Below are 15,451 nucleotides of genomic sequence, written 5' to 3' on the forward strand. Positions count from 1 at the left end.
CGAAGGCCGCCCTCGAGGCCGCCACCCGCATCTGGGCCGCGGAACTCGCGTCCAGCGGCATCACGGTCAACGCGGTCGCGCCGGGACCGACCGAGACCGAGATGTACCGGGAACGCAGCCCCCAGGGGTCGGAGCGGGAACGCTACGTGCTGAACACCATTCCGCTGCGTCGGGTCGCCACGCCGCCCGAGATCGCGCACGCCATCTGCGCCCTGCTCGACGAGGACGCGGGGTACATCACCGGCCAGGTGATCAGGGCCGACGGTGGTGGCAGCATCAGCGCGGCGTGAGCACGTCGGCCGCGGCGACGTAGCGGTTCTGGTGGTGCAGCCGGAAGCCCAGCGAGGTGTAGAGGGCGATGGCCGGGTCGTTGTCGTTTTCGACCTGGACGTAGGCGCGCCCGGCACCCGCGGCGGCGCCCCAGGCCGACAGGGTCTCGCACACCGTGCGGGCGTGGCCCTGCCTGCGCCGGCCGGGGGCCACCCGTACCGATGAGATGCCCAGCCAACGAGTGCCGTCCGGTGTGGCCGTCACCGCGCCCCGCCCGACCGCACTGTCCGCGACGGAGACGAAGGTGAGCTCGCCGTCGAGTACCGCGGTCAGGACATCGACCGGCACCTCGCGTTCGTAGACCGCCAGCCACGATGCGTCCGGTGTCCGTCGGTGCGTCGCGGACACCGTGGGCGGGCCGGTCGCGATGTCACGCACCATGACCCTGGCCGGTTTGACCCCGGCCGCGCGGATCGGCAGCAGTCGCTCGGGCAGCGCCAGCCAGGCCGGCAGATCGTGCCCGCGGTACCACTCGGCCACGGCGGCAAGGTCGGCGATCTGCGCCGAAACATCCAGCGGTACAGCAGAGTTTGCCCGGCTGGTGACGCCGTGCCCGGCGCGCAGGAACCACCCGCCGAGCCAGTGGTGCTCGGTGCCCGGCCAGGCCATCGCCGCGGCGTGCTCCAGCGCGCGGATCTCAGACGCTCGCACCGGCTCGTGTGAGAGCTCGCGCACACTCACGATGGCCTCGGGCGCGACGTCGACGAGTTCGCCGGACCTGGTCCGGATCAGCACAGTCGGGGAGACCCGCTCGACGTGCCCGACGACGTCGGTGAGGGGTTTCTCCGCCCCCGCAGGCAGGCGAAACCGCAGGCTGACCCGGGTGCCGACGGCGGGCAGCGCAGCCATCAGTGTCCGAACGGGTCGGGACCCTCGCCGGGTAGCCAAGACTGGCCGGGAACCCCCCATCCGTTGCGTTTGACGGCCTTTTTGGCCGCGCGCGCGTGACGACCGATCAGCTTGTCGAGGTAGAGGAAACCGTCGAGATGTCCGGTCTCGTGCTGGAGCATCCGGGCAAACAGATCGGTGCCCTCGAGGGTGAGCGGCGAACCGTCGGCGTTCAGACCGGTCACCCGCGCCCAGTCGGCCCGGCCGGTGGGGAAGTTCTCGCCGGGGACCGACAGGCAGCCCTCCTCGTCGTCCTCCGGGTCGGGCATCGTCTCGGGAATCTCCGAGGTCTCCAGCACCGGATTGATGACCACGCCGCGGTGCCGGGACCGGCTGCCCCGCGTTTCGGCACAGTCGTAGACGAACAGCCGCTTGGCGACACCGATCTGGTTGGCGGCCAGGCCGACCCCGTTCGCGGCGTCCATGGTGTCGTACATCGTCTGGATGAGTTCGGGCAGATCTGGCGGCAGCGAACCGTCCGGTCCGACCGGGACGGGTTCGGTCGGGGCGTGCAGAACGGGATCTCCGACGATGCGAATCGGTACGACAGCCACCGGGGAAGCTTAAGCGGCAATCCTTTCAGAGCCGACTCGCGGGCTTATGTGTCGGCTCAGGCCAGCAAGCCGTGGTTGAATATTCGCCGAACCACAGCGATGTTATTTCTCTAGTGTCGGAAGGGTCCAGGGAGCAATATGGACGGCGCCATGGCGCGGACTGAGCAATCCGGGGACGACTCTGAACTGACCGACGGGCTCACCCGGCGCGAACACGATATTTTGGCGTTCGAACGCCAATGGTGGAAGTACTCCGGCAGCAAGGAAGATGCGATCAAAGAGCTGTTCTCCTTGTCGGCCACCCGCTATTACCAGGTGCTCAACGCGCTCGTCGACCGGCCGGAAGCGCTCGCCGCCGACCCGATGTTGGTCAAACGGCTACGCCGGATGAGAGCCACCAGGCAGAAGGCGCGAGCCGCGCGGCGCCTCGGCTTCGACATCACCTAACGGTCACGCATTGAGGGATCGGGCGCTTCGCTCGATACAGTGGACGCGATGAATCAGCGAGAGTCCTCCGGGCTGCCCCTGCGCGCCATGGTCATGGTGCTGTTGTTCCTGGGGGTGGTTTTCCTGTTGGTCGGGTTCCAGGCCGTCGGGTCCGACGACGACACCTCGAGCCAGGAGTCGACCGTCGCGTCGGCCACCAGCACGACCACCCCGAAGCCCTCGCCCAGGCAAGCACCCGAACCGGCCAGGGCCGAGGTGCGGGTCTACAACGTCTCCGAGGTCGCGGGCGCGGCCGAGGGCGCGGCCAACCAGCTGCGCGAGGCCGACTGGAACGTCACCGAGACCGGCAACCTGACCCTGGAGGGTGTGGCCGGCACCACCGTGTTCTTCGGCGAGGCCCCCGGCGAGGAGGAGGCCGCCCAGGAGGTGGGCAAGCTGCTCGACGCGCCCGTCGAACCCCGGCGCGCCGAACTTGCCGAGCAGCCACCGGGCGTCATCGTGGTGGTCACCGGTTAGGCTTTGGCCATGCTGAAGCCCGTCGGTGTCGCCATTCTGTTCGCTGCCCCCGTCGTCGCGCTGAGCGCGTGTGCTCCCAATGAGCCGGTCGCCACCCAGCCCGGAACCACCCCCGCGATCTGGACCGGCTCGTCGTCGCCGTCGGCGTCGCCCGGAGAGCACGGAGGCGGCCAGCAGGGCGCCGGGGCGACCAGCGGCGGGGAGACGCTCACCGCCGACATCAAGACCGCCGACGGCACCTCGGTGGCGACCGCCGACATCCAGTTCGCCGACGGCTTCGCGACCCTCACCATCGAGACCACGGCCCCCGGACACCTCACGCCCGGCTTCCACGGCCTGCACATCCACTCCGTCGGTAAATGCGAGGCCAACTCGGTCGCCCCGACCGGTGGCGCGCCCGGCAACTTCAATTCGGCCGGCGGGCATTTCCAGGTGCCCGGCCACACCACGCATCCGTCCAGCGGTGATCTGAGCTCCCTGCAGATCCGCGCCGACGGCTCGGGCAAGCTGGTCACCACGACCGACGCGTTCACCGCCGACGATCTGCTCGCCGGCACCAAGACCGCGATCGTCATCCACGAGAAGTCCGACAACTTCGCCAATATCCCACCGGAGCGCTACCAGCAGGTCAACGGCACCCCGGGACCGGATCAGACGACGATGGCCACCGGCGACGCCGGAAGTCGGGTCGCGTGCGGTGTTATCAACACCGGCTAGCCGGATCGATTTCGCAGGGTCGCCCCGGCACACCGTCGGCGTCGAGTGGGAATTCGCGCTCGTCGACGCCGACACCCGTGAGCTGAGCAACGAGGCCGCCGCGGTGATCGCCGAGATCGGCGAGAACCCGCATGTGCACAAGGAGTTGCTGCGCAACACGATCGAGGTCGTCACGGGTATCTGCGAGAACACCGGTGCGGCGATGGACGATCTGCGTGGCACGCTCGGCACCGTGCGGCGGATCGTGCGTGACCGTGGCATGGAGTTGTTCTGCGCGGGCACCCACCCGTTCGCGAAATGGTCGGCCCAGCAGCTGACCGACGCTCCGCGCTACGCCGAACTGATCAAGCGCACCCAGTGGTGGGGTCGGCAGATGCTGATCTGGGGCGTGCACGTGCACGTCGGGGTGTCCTCGGCGCACAAGGTGATGCCGATCGTCAGCTCGCTGCTGAACCAGTACCCGCACCTGTTGGCGCTGTCGGCGTCCTCACCGTTCTGGGAGGGCGAGGACACCGGCTACGCCAGCAACCGGGCGATGATGTTTCAGCAGTTGCCGACCGCGGGCCTGCCGTTCCAGTTCCAGCACTGGCAGGAATTCGAGGGATTCGTCCACGACCAGAAGAAGACCGGCATCATCGATCACCTCAACGAGATTCGTTGGGACATCCGGCCGTCGCCGCAACTGGGCACGGTCGAGGTGCGGATCTTCGACGGGGTGTCCAACATCGGTGAGCTGAGCGCCCTGGTGGCGCTGACCCACTGTCTCATCGTGGATCTGGACCACCGGCTCGAAGCCGGGGAGCAGCTGCCCACCATGCCGCCGTGGCATGTGCAGGAAAACAAGTGGCGCGCCGCGCGCTACGGCCTGGACGCGGTGATCATCCTCGACGCCGAGAGCAATGAGCGGTTGGTCACCGAGGACCTCGACGAACTGCTCAACCGGCTCGAACCGGTCGCCGCCGCGCTGGACTGCGCCGACGAGCTGGCGGCCGTCGCCGACATCTACCACTCCGGGGCGTCCTATCAGCGGCAGCGGCGGGTCGCCGAGGAGAGCGACGGCGACCTGCGCGAGGTCGTGGACACCTTGATCGGCGAGCTGGAGCTATAGGGTTCAGGTCATGCGGCAACGAGTGATGGTGGCCGGACTGGTCGTCGCGGCGATCGGTTTGGCCGGCTGCAGCAACGTCACCGCCGGAACCCCGATGGCTGACCCGGACCAGACCGGCATCACCACGACCACCACGACCCGGCCGCCGACCAGGCCCACCCTCCCGACGGCGCCGCCGACGGCGAGCACCCCGCCACCGGCCGGAATGGCAGGCACCACCTGCGGCGCCTACCTCGGCATGGACCAGGAAACCAAGCACCAGGTGATCGGGGCGATCGGCCAGGACAGCGAGCTCTTCTCGCGCAATCCGGAGCTGTGGGTCGGGATGGCCGATATGCTCTGCGCCTTCACCCCCAAAGAGGTCCTGGTCAGGGACGTGCTCATGGGGCAACGCTGAAAACCGGGCCTGCGACGGGGTTTCCTGCCTCCCGGATCCGCGGTCGCGGCTTATGGTGAGGTGATGAAGCGGGTGATCGCCGGGCCATGACCGTCACACCGATGTTCCCCCTCGAGGTGGCGATGCTGCCGGGTGAGGAACTGCCGCTGCGCATCTTCGAGCCGCGGTACGTGGCGATGGTAGGCGACTGCATGGCCATGCCGGAGCCGGCGTTCGGGGTGGTGCTGATCGCGGCGGGGCGTGAGGTGGGCGGCGGGGATCAGCGGTGCGATGTCGGCGCGCTGGCCCGGATCGTGGACTGCCAGAACCTCGGTGTCGGCCGGTTCCGGCTGAGTTGCCTGATGAGCGAGCGGATTCGGGTGCACCGATGGCTCGACGACGAACCCTATCCGCGCGCCGACATCGAGGTGTGGGACGACGAACCCGGCGGGGCGGCCGATGATGCCCGGATCAGCGATATCGAGGACCGGATGGTGGCGCTGTTCGACCGGTTGGGGGAGGCGCGCGGACGGCCGGTCCGCAGCCGCGACATCGTATCGGCGGCACGTCTTGAGCCGGTTGATCACTTGTACGCGTTGGCATCCCGGGTCCCGATGGGGCAGGCCGACCGGTATGCGGTGCTGTCCGCCCCGACCCGGGCCGATCGGGTGGCCGCGCTGAGCGAGGCCGTCGACACCGTCACCGCGATGGTGGAGTTCCAGCTCTCGGAGTAGCCCGCCGGGGTTCGCGAGTGTGAATCCTCTGCGAGTTTTCGGCGATTTTTTCGCAGGAGATTCACACTCGCGAGGTGGGACGTGACCTCAGCGGCGATCGGTCAGCACACCGTCGACGAATTCCGTTGGCATGTCTTCGGTATCGGGGGTGACGGGGCGGTGAAAGCGCTCCATCAGATCGGCGGCGGGGGTGCTCGAGACCTGCCAGCCGTGTTCGGCCAGCCAGTCGGGGACGTGCGGGCGTTCCTCGATGAACCACAACTGTTCGGGGTCGGGCATATCCGCGCCGGACGCGGCGGCCTGCGCCCGCAACTCCTGCATCCGCTGCCGACGTCGCTCCAGATAGCCCCCGGTGAAGAAGTCGGTGCTGAACGCCTCGACCCCGATCCGGCTGTCCTCGGCGGCGAGGTCGGTGATCCGCTCGAACAACAGGTCCTGGGCGTCGGCAGGCAGATACGGCAGCAGGCCCTCGACCGACCATGCCGATGGCCGCTCTGCGTCGAATCCACTGGCCAGCAAGGCCTTCGGCCAGTCCTGGCGGAGGTCGACGGGCACCGCCACATACCCGGCCGCGGGCTGGGCATGCTCGGCCCGCAGCGCCTCGGCCTTGAACTGCAACACCAGCGGCTGGTCGATCTCGTAGACCACGGTGCCGTCGACCCACGGCAGGCGCCACGCCCGCGCGTCCAGGCCGGCCGCCAGGACCACCACCTGGGTGATCCCGTGCGCGCCTGCGGCGATGAAGAATTCGTCGAACCACTTGGTCCGCGCTGCGGCGTAATTCGAGATGGCTTTGATGCGCTCGGCCATGGCTCCGGTCGGCGGTCGCCAGCCGCGCGCCGCGGCCGCGTCGAGGAACACCTGTGCGTACCGGTCGATGAACAGCGGGTGATCCGTAGCGGTTTCAGTGGCGCGTGCCAATGCCACGCCCAGTGCCGTCGCCCCTACACTCTCGGTGATATCCCAGCTGTCATCATCGGTTCTGGCCATGACTCCAGTGTCCTCGGGCCGGCCGGGCTTTGCCCTTCGAGGTACGCGGGTGACCGGTCAGTCCCGGCCCTTCTCGTACTCGGCCATCTCGTCGCGGGTCAGCAGGTCGTCGCGAATGTTCTGTTCGCGGTAGGCCAATTGGCCGACCCGGTTGGCGATCACCGGCGCGGTGATCAGGGTGAACATTCCGGTGAGGATCAACATGCCGACATCGGCGTGGCCGCGTAGCCGGATCGCGGCGCCCGCCAGCACCAGCAGCAGACCCAGTACCTGAGGCTTGGTGGCGGCGTGCATGCGCGACAGGGTGTCGGGGAACCGGACCACGCCGATCGCGGCGGTGAGCGCCAGGGTCGAGCCGCCCAGCAGCAGCACCGCGGTGAGGATGTCGAGGACGTTCACGGTGCCCTCCGTTTCGGTCGCGGTTTGTCGGTGTCGGGCACGCGGAACCGGGCCACGCTGATCGAGCCGACGAAACTGATCAACGCCAGTGCGGTCAGGCTGTAGGTGACCGTGGTGTCCAGGCTGAACGCCGCCCAGGTGCCGATCGCGCACAGCGTCACCGCCACCAGGGTGTCCAGCGCCACCAGCCGGTCCAGCGTGCTCGGTCCGGCCAGCAGCCGGTAGATGGTGACGGCCGCCGCGGTGGTGAGCATGACTCCGGCGGTGATCCATACCCAGGTCATGACGCATCGACCTCCTTGTCCGGGGCGGGCTGCCAGTCCGAGTCGCGTTCGAACGTGTCAACCAGGAGCCGGTGGAACTGGTCGACCTGGCGGTAGAACCGGTTCACCGACCGCTCCGAACCGACGTCGAGCACGTGCAGGTAGAGCATCCGTCGGGTCTGGTCGATCTCCAGCACGATGTTGCCCGGCGTCACGTTGAAGATGGTGACGGCCAGGGCCAGCACCAGGTCCGATTTCACCGGCATGTGGGCGCGCAGCACCGCGGTGAGCGGGGGCGGGCCCGGCCGCACCGCCAGCCACGCCACCTGCACCGAGGACAGCACCAGGTAGTAGCCGACCAGCACGATCAACTTCAGCAGGGACAGCGGATGCAGCCTGCCCTCCACCGGCACCGCGGGCAGCGGCAGCAGCACCGTGATGAGCAGGGCCACGGCCAGTCCGCTGGCGATGTTGGCGGCGGACACGTCGCCCCACAGCAGCACCCACACCATGACCAGGAAGGCCAGCGTCCAGGCCCGCAGCAGAAGCCGCCTCATCTGTGGTCTCTCCTCGCGCAAGCGGCTCATCGGTCGGACACACCCCCGAGGACCGCGGTGATGTACTGGTCGCGATCGACCACCTCGGTGGCGGACCGCTCGCTGTAGGCGAAGATCGGGCCGGCCGCGACGGTCAGCACCAATCCCACCGCGATCAGGGCACCCGTCGGCACCAGCATGCCGACCGGCATCCGGCCCACGCTGTCGCGGTCGGCGAACTGGATGTCCTCGGCGTCGTCGAGCAGCACCGCGGGCGCGGCCGCCGCCAGATGCCCCTCGGGCGCGTCGGCCCGCGCCCGCCAGAACGCTTTGGTCCAGACCCTGGCGACCACGTACAGCGTCAGCAGGCTGGTGACCACGCCTCCGGCCACCAGCGCCCAGGCCAGCGCCGAGCCGTTCTCGGCCCCGGCCTCGAGAAGCGCGACCTTGCCGATGAAACCCGAGAAGGGCGGAATGCCACCGAGATTGAGTGCGGGTACGACGAAGACGAAGGCGAGGACCGGGCTGGCAGCGGCCAGCCCGCCCAGCCGTTGCAGCGTGGACGCCCCGGCCTGGCGTTCGATCAGCCCGACCACCAGGAACAGCGTCGTCTGCACCACGATGTGGTGGGCCACGTAGTAGATCGCCCCGGCCATTCCGAGCTCGTTGCCCAGCGCGATGCCGAACACCATATATCCGATGTGGCTGACCAGGGTGAACGAGAGCAGCCGTTTGATGTCGCTCTGGGCGATGGCACCCAGGATGCCGACCACCATGGTCAGCAGACCGGCCACCAGCAACACCGAATCCAGTCCGCCGTCGGGGAACAGCAGGGAGTGCGCGCGGATGATCGCGTACACACCGACCTTGGTCAGCAGGCCGGCGAACACCGCGGTGACGGGTGCGGGTGCGGTCGGATAGGAGTCCGGCAGCCAGGCCGACAGCGGGAACACCGCCGCCTTGATGCCGAACGCCACCAGCAGGACGGCGAACAGCGCGGTGCGGGTGCCCTGCGGTACCCCGTCGAGCCGCAGCGCCACCTCGGCCAGGTTGAGCGTTCCGGTGGCCGCGTATACCAGTGCGATGCCGATGAGGAAGATCATCGACGACACCATCGACACCATCACGTAGGAGATGCCGGCGCGGACGCGTTCCTCGCTGGCCCCGATGGTGAGCAGCACGAAGCTCGCGGCGAGCAGCACCTCGAATCCGACGTAGAGGTTGAACAGGTCGCCGGCCAGGAACGCGTTGTAGACGCCCGCCGACAGCACCAGGTAGGTGGGCAGGAAGATCGACACCGGCTGGCGCTGGTCGCCGTCGCGGATGCCCTGGCCGATGGCGTAGACGACGACGGCGAGCAGCACGATCGAGGACACCAGCAGCATCAGCGCCGAGAGCCGGTCCACCACCAGGGTGATTCCCAGCGGACCCATCCCTGGCACGCTCTGGGCCCAACCTCCGACGTGCAGGGCCAGGGTGCCGTGGCGGTCGGCCAGGTACACCAGCGACCCGCACACCGCGACCACTGCGGTCAACGCCACCTGGGTGATGATGCGCTGCAGGTGCGGACGGCGTCCGGCCACCAGAGTCATCGCCGCGGCCAGCGCGGGGATCAGGACGGGCAGCGGAATCAGCGTGTGAGCCGTCATTTCGAGCCCTCGAATCCCGGCAGCGCATCGAGTTCGTCGGGCGCTTCGGTGTCGAGGCGGGAATCGGCCTGGGGAACCTCTTCCTCGTCGTCCTCGGTACCGGACTGCTGCGACACCCTGGTGTCCTCGGGGTCGTCGCTGACCTCTTCGACGGTGGTCAGCCGGTAGGCCCGGTAGGCCAGGGCCAGCACGAACGCGGCGATGCCCATACTGATCACGATCGCGGTCAGGATCATGCCCTGCGCCAGCGGATCGGCGGTGTTTTCCGAGCCGTTGCTGGCGCGTCCGCGGATCGGCGGATTACCCGCCGCGCCACCGACGGTCAGGATCAGCAGATTCACCGCGTTGCCGATCAGCAGCAATCCCAACAACATTCGGGTCAGGTTGCGTTCGAGCAGCAGATACACTCCGGTGCTGGTGAGCCCGCCGATCAGGATCAGCGGAACGAGGTAGGTCGTCATCGGGACACCGCCTTCACGGGTTGAGGCGATTCGGCCAACTCGACGTCCACCCGCGCACCCAGGCTGCGCAGCACGTCGAGCACCAGGCCGACGACGATCAGGTACACCCCGAGATCGAAGAACAGCGCCGTCACGAACTTGACCGGCCCGAGCACCGGAACATCGAGGTGCACGACGGCCGAGGACAGGGCCGGCGCGCCGAGCAGCAGTGAGGCGGTCGCGGTGCCCACCGACAGGCCCAGGCCGGTGCCCAGGATCTTGCCCGCGTCCAGCGGCAGTGTCTCGCCGAGCTCGTAACGGCCGCCGGCCAGGTAGCGCAGGACGAGGGCCAGGCCCGCGGTAAGGCCACCGGCGAAACCGCCGCCCGGCGTGTTGTGCCCGGCGAAGAAGAAGTACGCCGACAACACCATGATCAGCGGGAAGATGACGCGGGTGGCGACCTCGAGCAGCAGCGAGCGGTAGCGCGGATCACGCAGATCACTGCCGCGCAGCCAGGTGACGCCGCCGGCCGCCGGACTGTAGGAGCCCACCGGTCCGATGTCGGGCTGGCCGACCGCCTGGCTGACCCGCGGCGCCGCGCCGAACCGCCGGTTCCGGAACACCAACGACGCCACGCCGGTCGCGGCCACCAGCAGCACCATGATCTCGCCCATGGTGTCCCAGGCGCGGATATCGACCAGCAGCACGTTGACGGTGTTGGCGCCGTGCCCCCGGTAGTAGGCGGCGTCGGGAAGCAGCTCGGCGATGCCCACCCCGGTGCGCGCAGCCATCGCGTACACCGTGAGTGCGGTGACCGACGCCCCAACCGCCACGGCAAGGATCGCGCGGGGGACGCGTCTGTGATTGATCTTGGCGGCGTCGGACTCGGCCGGCAGCGTCCGCAGCACCAGCACGAAGATCACCAAAACCAGTGTCTCGACCAGGAATTGGGTCAGCGCCAGATCGGGTGCGCCGTGGAACGCGAAGATCGTGCCGCAGCCGTAGCCGGTCACCCCGACCAGCAGCACCGCCGCAAGGCGGTTGCGCATCACTGTCGTGCCCACCGCCGCGGCGAGCATGATCAGCCCCACCACGACCTGCAGCGGCGAACCCCACAAGGCGAGCTCGGGCCGGTTGTGGGTGCCGAGCACGAGCGTGGCGATAGGCAGCGCCACCAGGGTGCACAGGATCACCGACTGGGTGGCGGGCAGTGATCCGCGCTGGGTCTCGCCGGTCAGCCGCACCGAGACCACATCGAGGCCGCGGATCACCGCGTCGTAGATCCGGTCGGCGTTGCCCAGCGGCGTTGCGGACCCGAAGGGGGTGCGGGGCAGGCGGTTCCGGCCGAAGAACGCCGCGGTGCCCACTGTGAGCACCACGATCGAAAGCAGCAGAGGCAATCCCAGGCCGTGCCACAACGCCAGGTGATAGGTCGATCCGCCCGGCACCGTGTCGGCGTACTCGTCGAGCACCGAGTCCAGCCCCGCCGGCCACAGTCCGAAGGCCAGGCCCGCGGCGGCCAGGATGGCCGGCGGGATGAGGAAACTGACCGGGGGACGGTGCATTTCGGCGACACGAACGCTCGGCTCGGAGTGTCCCTTGTCGGAGAACGCGCCCCACAGGAACCGCAGGCTGTAGATGGTGGTGAACACCGAGCCGACCACGATCCCGGCCAGTACGTACGGCGCGAACGCACCGAGGGCCGGGCTGTGCGCCACCGTCTCGAGGTCGGCCTCCTTGGCCACGAAACCGAAAAACGGTGGCAGCGCGGCCATGCTGGCCGTGGCCCCGGCGGCGATGACGAGCAACGGCCGGTGGGTGCGCCCCAGCCCGGCGAGCCTGCGGATGTCGCGGGTCCCGGTGGCGTGGTCGATCACCCCGACCACCATGAACAGGGCGGCCTTGAACATCGCGTGCGCGCACAGCATGGCCAGGCCGGCCAGCATCATGTCCGGGCCGCCGGCCCCGACCATCACCGTGATCAGGCCGAGCTGGCTGACCGTCCCGAACGCCAGGATCAGCTTCAGGTCGTATTCGCGCACCGCGCGCCACCCGGCCAGCAGCATGGTCAGCAGTCCGAGGCCGACCACCATCGGCCGCCAGAACGACGTGTCGGCGAACCCGGGTGTCATCCGGGCCACCAGGTAGACGCCGGCCTTCACCATCGCCGCGGCATGCAGATACGCGCTGACCGGGGTGGGGGCGGCCATCGCGCCGGGCAGCCAGAAATGCATCGGCACGATCGCCGACTTCGACAGCGCACCGACCAGGATCAGGGCCACCCCGATCGAGGCGGCGACACCGGTGGGCGGTGTGGCGATCAGCTCCGAGAGCAGGTAGGTGCCGGCGAGGTTGCCCAGCACGATGATGCCGACCAGCATGGCCAGCCCGCCGAACGTCGTGACGAGCAGGGCCTGGGTGGCCGCGCGCCGGCTGGTGGCTCGTTCGGCGTAGTGGCCGACCAGCAGGAAGGACAGCACGGTGGTGGTTTCCCAGAAGATGTAGAGCACCAGCATGTTGTCGCTGACCACCAGGCCGAACATGGCTCCGGAGAAGGCGACGAGCTCGGCGGCGAAACTCGGCAGCCGTTTCTCGATCTTGCCGTCGTGGTGGTGGAAATACTCGGCGCAGTAGAACAACACCAGGGCCCCGATGGCCAGCACCAGCACGCTCATGATCGCCGCCAGCGAGTCGAAGCGCAGCGTGAGGTCCATGGCCAGTTCGGGTACCCACGGGATGTGCACCGTCGGCACCCGGTCGTGGGTGGGCCAGTTCAGCCCGACCCAGATCAGAGACCCGAGCGGCACCAGTGCCAGGGGATAGAACGCCGCCCGGCCCCATCTGGCCACCAGAAGGGGCGCCAGCGCGGTGGCGACCGCGTGGGCGAGCAGGACGGCGAGCATGGCACTCCGATCGGGTTGGGGTCGGGGTGTCGGCTACCGATGAGCGCTTGCGCGAAGAGCATCGGCTACCGATGAGCGCTTGCGTGAAGAGCATCGGCGTATGTGGCTATGACTTTTTGTCATTCTACGTGGGCGGTTGTCGCTACGATCAGCGTGCAGAGCCGTCGCGCGGCAAAGGGGTGAATTCTCTTGGCGAGTAACGGGGTTCTGGTGGTGGGGGCCGGACCGACCGGATTGATGCTGGCGTGTGAGCTCGCCCTGGGTGGTGCCAAGGTCACGGTGCTCGAAGAACGCACCTCGGTGCCCAACATCACCAGGGCCTTCGCCGTGCACGCCCGAACCCTGGAACTGCTGGACGGACGCGGCCTGACCGAGGAACTGCTGGACCGCGGAGTGCCGGTCCACGAAGTGGCCCCGCCCGGCGGGGCGACGCTGGACCTTCGAGAGTTGCCGACCCGGTATCCGATGGTGCTGATCGTCCCGCAGAGCGGCACCGAACACGTGCTGGAGGCGCATGCCGACCAACTCGGCGTCGAGGTGCGTCGCGGCGCCGAGGTGGTGGGGCTGCGCCAGGACGCCGACGGGGTGACCGTCGAACTCGCCGGCGGCGAGAGCCTGGCCGCGGCGTACGTGGTGGGCTGCGACGGCGCCCACAGCACCGTCCGCAAGCTCGTCGGGATCGACTTCGTCGGCAAACAGTACGAGACGCACATCCTGCTCGCCGACGTCCGGCTGGCCGCACCGCCGGTGCAGACGTTGTTCGCCAGGACGGGCGACCAGGGGGTGGTGCTGTTCGTGCCGTTCGGCGACGGTTGGTTTCGGGCGATCGCCTGGGACCGGCTGCGCGAACAGGCGCCGCTGGACGTGCAGGTGACTCTCGACGAGATCCGCAACGCCTTCGCCCGGATCGCCGGCGACGATTTCGGGATGAGCGATATGCGCTGGAGTTCGCGGTTCCTCAGCGAACGGCGCCAGGCCCGGCACTACCGGTCGGGGCGGGTGTTTCTGGCCGGCGATGCGGCCCACGTGCATTCCCCGCTGGGCGGTCAGGGCATGAACACCGGGCTGGGCGACGCCATCAACCTGGGGTGGAAACTGGCCGAGGCGGTCCGCGGGCAGGCGCCGTCGTGGCTGCTGGACAGCTATGAACGCGAGCGCCACCCGGTCGGGGCGTCGGTGCTGCGGCTGACCGACACGTTCAACCAGGTGGTGCTCGGCTCGTCGGCGTCACGCAAACTGCGGGTGCTGCTCCTCGGAACGGCGCTGCGGATACCGCGCCTGCGGCGATTCCTGGCCGAGCAGCTCAGCGGCATCGGTATCGCCTATCCGCGCTCACGCGATGAGGACTGGCTGGTCGGCCGGCGGATGGCCGACGTCGACTGCGGCGGTACCCGCCTCTACGAGCTGCTGCGGGCGGGGAAGTTCGTGCTGGTCACCGCGGCCCCGGTCGATGTCGGCGGCTGCGATGTGATGCATGCGATCGACAACCGGCCCGAGCTGCCCGACGCGGTGCTGGTGCGTCCCGACGGCTACGTGGCCTGGGCCAGTGAACGCCTGCCCCGGTCGTCGGAGGTGCGGGCCGCGATCGCGCACTGGATCACCAAGCCGGGGTAGGTTCTCGCGTCGAGATTCACACCAGGGACAAAATCAGGCCGGGATTTGTCCCTGATGTGAATCTCGGTGCCACCCTCGGCTTCGCAAAGCCCGCTCGACCCGGATGAGTACCTCTGCGATGTCGTCCTCGGCGATGACACGGATGACGATCCAGCCCAATTCCTCCAGCTTGCGCAGGACCTTGTGGTCACGTACGTAGCGCCGGCGATCGGTCTGGTGGTAGGCACCGTCATAGTTGACTCCCACCCCGAGGCGCTGCCAGCCCATATCGAAGATGGCCAGCAGTCGGCCACGTCCCACCGTCACCATGATCTGGGTTTGTTCGGGCGGCATGCCGGCGTCGGTCAGCCGCAGACGGAGCCGGGTCTCAGGTGGCGAGTCGGCCCCCGCGTCGACCAGCGGCAGCGCCGTCTTCAGCGCACGGACCCCGCGAACTGATGGATATCGCGCAACCAGCGGTTCGATCGCGTCGACCGTGAGGCGACGGGTCCATGCGAGCGCGTCGAGACGGGCGATCGCTTCGTCCCGTGGCAGATGGCGCCCCAGGTCGAATCCCGTGCGGGCCGGAGTGGTCACCGGCAGGCCCGCGACCCTGGTGATCTCATCGGGGGCCAGCACCTCGTTGCGGACGTTCACCCCGTCGGGCGGCCGAGTGTTGCGCAGGACCAGCTCGATCGGGATGTCAGCGTCGACCCAGGCTGCCCCGTGCATCGCCGACGCGGCCACCCCGGCGATGACGCCGCGTCGGCCGGACCACAACCAGGCTCCGACCGTCCGGTCGCGCAAGGTCGGTTCCCCTCGCACATACACGTCGGGGAACAGCCGTCGGTAGTGATTACGGAGGTCGTTGCGAGTGACAACCCCTTGCGCCAGCGCCTCGCTGCCGATGAACACCCCGCTCATGCCCGGAATCGTGGCACCGGGTACCGACACGACCGCGAGATTCACATCAGGGACAAAATCAGGCCGGGATTTGTCCCTGATGTG

Annotated in this window: 18 protein-coding genes; 8 read left to right on the plus strand and 10 right to left on the minus strand. The window is 68.6% G+C overall.

What is annotated here, in order from left to right; translation table 11 throughout:
* The coding region (locus tag ACWDTP_RS31245; protein WP_450027088.1) for an SDR family oxidoreductase at positions 1-290 on the plus strand (290 nt) is incomplete at its 5' end.
* On the opposite strand, the gene ACWDTP_RS31250 is transcribed toward ACWDTP_RS31245, so the two are convergent.
* Together ACWDTP_RS31250 and ACWDTP_RS31255 are read right to left on the minus strand one after the other, a co-directional pair.
* Positions 277-1,179 (minus strand): N-acetylglutamate synthase, CG3035 family, encoded by a 903-nt coding sequence (locus ACWDTP_RS31250; protein ID WP_450027089.1) that lies wholly within the window; start codon positions 1,177-1,179, stop codon positions 277-279. The genes ACWDTP_RS31245 and ACWDTP_RS31250 overlap by 14 nt on opposite strands.
* A complete protein-coding gene (locus tag ACWDTP_RS31255; protein WP_450027090.1) occupies positions 1,179-1,772 on the minus strand; it encodes a peptide deformylase in 594 nt (197 codons plus the stop codon). Before ACWDTP_RS31255 ends, ACWDTP_RS31250 begins: the two co-directional genes overlap by 1 nt.
* 138 nt (positions 1,773-1,910) lie before the next feature.
* Between ACWDTP_RS31255 and ACWDTP_RS31260 the strand changes: the two genes are divergently transcribed.
* The 6 genes from ACWDTP_RS31260 to ACWDTP_RS31285 all read left to right on the plus strand — a co-directional run bounded on the left by ACWDTP_RS31260 (position 1,911) and on the right by ACWDTP_RS31285 (position 5,670).
* The gene (locus ACWDTP_RS31260; RefSeq protein ID WP_450027091.1) at positions 1,911-2,219 is read left to right on the plus strand and encodes a DUF3263 domain-containing protein; all 309 of its coding nucleotides are present in this window, start codon (positions 1,911-1,913) and stop codon (positions 2,217-2,219) included.
* Between the two features lie 48 nt (positions 2,220-2,267).
* Complete coding sequence (locus ACWDTP_RS31265; RefSeq protein WP_450027092.1) at positions 2,268-2,735, plus strand: LytR C-terminal domain-containing protein; 468 nt, start codon at positions 2,268-2,270, stop codon at positions 2,733-2,735.
* 9 nt (positions 2,736-2,744) lie between these two features.
* Entirely contained in the window at positions 2,745-3,452 is a 708-nt protein-coding gene (sodC, locus tag ACWDTP_RS31270; RefSeq protein WP_450027093.1) for a superoxide dismutase[Cu-Zn], read from the plus strand.
* The gene (locus tag ACWDTP_RS31275; protein ID WP_450027094.1) at positions 3,433-4,560 is read left to right on the plus strand and encodes a glutamate--cysteine ligase; all 1,128 of its coding nucleotides are present in this window, start codon (positions 3,433-3,435) and stop codon (positions 4,558-4,560) included. Before sodC ends, ACWDTP_RS31275 begins: the two co-directional genes overlap by 20 nt.
* A gap of 10 nt (positions 4,561-4,570) precedes the next feature.
* On the plus strand, positions 4,571-4,957 hold the full coding sequence (locus ACWDTP_RS31280; protein WP_450027095.1) for a hypothetical protein: 387 nt from the start codon (positions 4,571-4,573) through the stop codon (positions 4,955-4,957).
* 86 nt (positions 4,958-5,043) lie between these two features.
* Entirely contained in the window at positions 5,044-5,670 is a 627-nt protein-coding gene (locus ACWDTP_RS31285; protein ID WP_450027096.1) for an LON peptidase substrate-binding domain-containing protein, read from the plus strand.
* Between the two features lie 87 nt (positions 5,671-5,757).
* Here ACWDTP_RS31285 and ACWDTP_RS31290 read toward each other — a convergent pair whose 3' ends face one another.
* From ACWDTP_RS31290 to ACWDTP_RS31320, 7 genes are read right to left on the minus strand one after another with little or no spacing between them, the layout of a single operon-like run.
* Positions 5,758-6,660, minus strand: a complete 903-nt coding sequence (locus ACWDTP_RS31290) for an SAM-dependent methyltransferase (RefSeq protein WP_450027097.1) — start codon at positions 6,658-6,660, stop codon at positions 5,758-5,760.
* A 57-nt stretch (positions 6,661-6,717) separates the two neighbouring features.
* Positions 6,718-7,059: a monovalent cation/H(+) antiporter subunit G gene (gene mnhG, locus ACWDTP_RS31295; protein WP_450027098.1), complete on the minus strand. Its 342-nt coding sequence runs from the start codon at positions 7,057-7,059 to the stop codon at positions 6,718-6,720.
* On the minus strand, positions 7,056-7,343 hold the full coding sequence (locus ACWDTP_RS31300; RefSeq protein ID WP_450027099.1) for a monovalent cation/H+ antiporter complex subunit F: 288 nt from the start codon (positions 7,341-7,343) through the stop codon (positions 7,056-7,058). Before ACWDTP_RS31300 ends, mnhG begins: the two co-directional genes overlap by 4 nt.
* The gene (locus ACWDTP_RS31305) at positions 7,340-7,879 is read right to left on the minus strand and encodes a Na+/H+ antiporter subunit E (RefSeq protein ID WP_450027100.1); all 540 of its coding nucleotides are present in this window, start codon (positions 7,877-7,879) and stop codon (positions 7,340-7,342) included. Before ACWDTP_RS31305 ends, ACWDTP_RS31300 begins: the two co-directional genes overlap by 4 nt.
* A 26-nt stretch (positions 7,880-7,905) precedes the next feature.
* Positions 7,906-9,507, minus strand: a complete 1,602-nt coding sequence (locus ACWDTP_RS31310) for a Na+/H+ antiporter subunit D (RefSeq protein WP_450027101.1) — start codon at positions 9,505-9,507, stop codon at positions 7,906-7,908.
* On the minus strand, positions 9,504-9,968 hold the full coding sequence (locus ACWDTP_RS31315; protein WP_450027102.1) for a Na(+)/H(+) antiporter subunit C: 465 nt from the start codon (positions 9,966-9,968) through the stop codon (positions 9,504-9,506). Before ACWDTP_RS31315 ends, ACWDTP_RS31310 begins: the two co-directional genes overlap by 4 nt.
* Positions 9,965-12,850, minus strand: coding sequence for a Na+/H+ antiporter subunit A (locus ACWDTP_RS31320; protein ID WP_450027103.1), 2,886 nt, complete (start codon positions 12,848-12,850; stop codon positions 9,965-9,967). Before ACWDTP_RS31320 ends, ACWDTP_RS31315 begins: the two co-directional genes overlap by 4 nt.
* A gap of 189 nt (positions 12,851-13,039) precedes the next feature.
* Between ACWDTP_RS31320 and ACWDTP_RS31325 the strand changes: the two genes are divergently transcribed.
* On the plus strand, positions 13,040-14,464 hold the full coding sequence (locus tag ACWDTP_RS31325; RefSeq protein ID WP_450027104.1) for an FAD-dependent monooxygenase: 1,425 nt from the start codon (positions 13,040-13,042) through the stop codon (positions 14,462-14,464).
* A gap of 33 nt (positions 14,465-14,497) precedes the next feature.
* On the opposite strand, the gene ACWDTP_RS31330 is transcribed toward ACWDTP_RS31325, so the two are convergent.
* Positions 14,498-15,367 carry a hypothetical protein gene (locus ACWDTP_RS31330; protein ID WP_450027105.1) on the minus strand — a complete coding sequence of 290 codons (870 nt, stop codon included), beginning with the start codon at positions 15,365-15,367 and terminating at the stop codon, positions 14,498-14,500.
* Positions 15,368-15,451 lie beyond the last annotated feature (84 nt).

It is taken from the genome of Mycobacterium sp. NPDC003449, assembly GCF_053588415.1.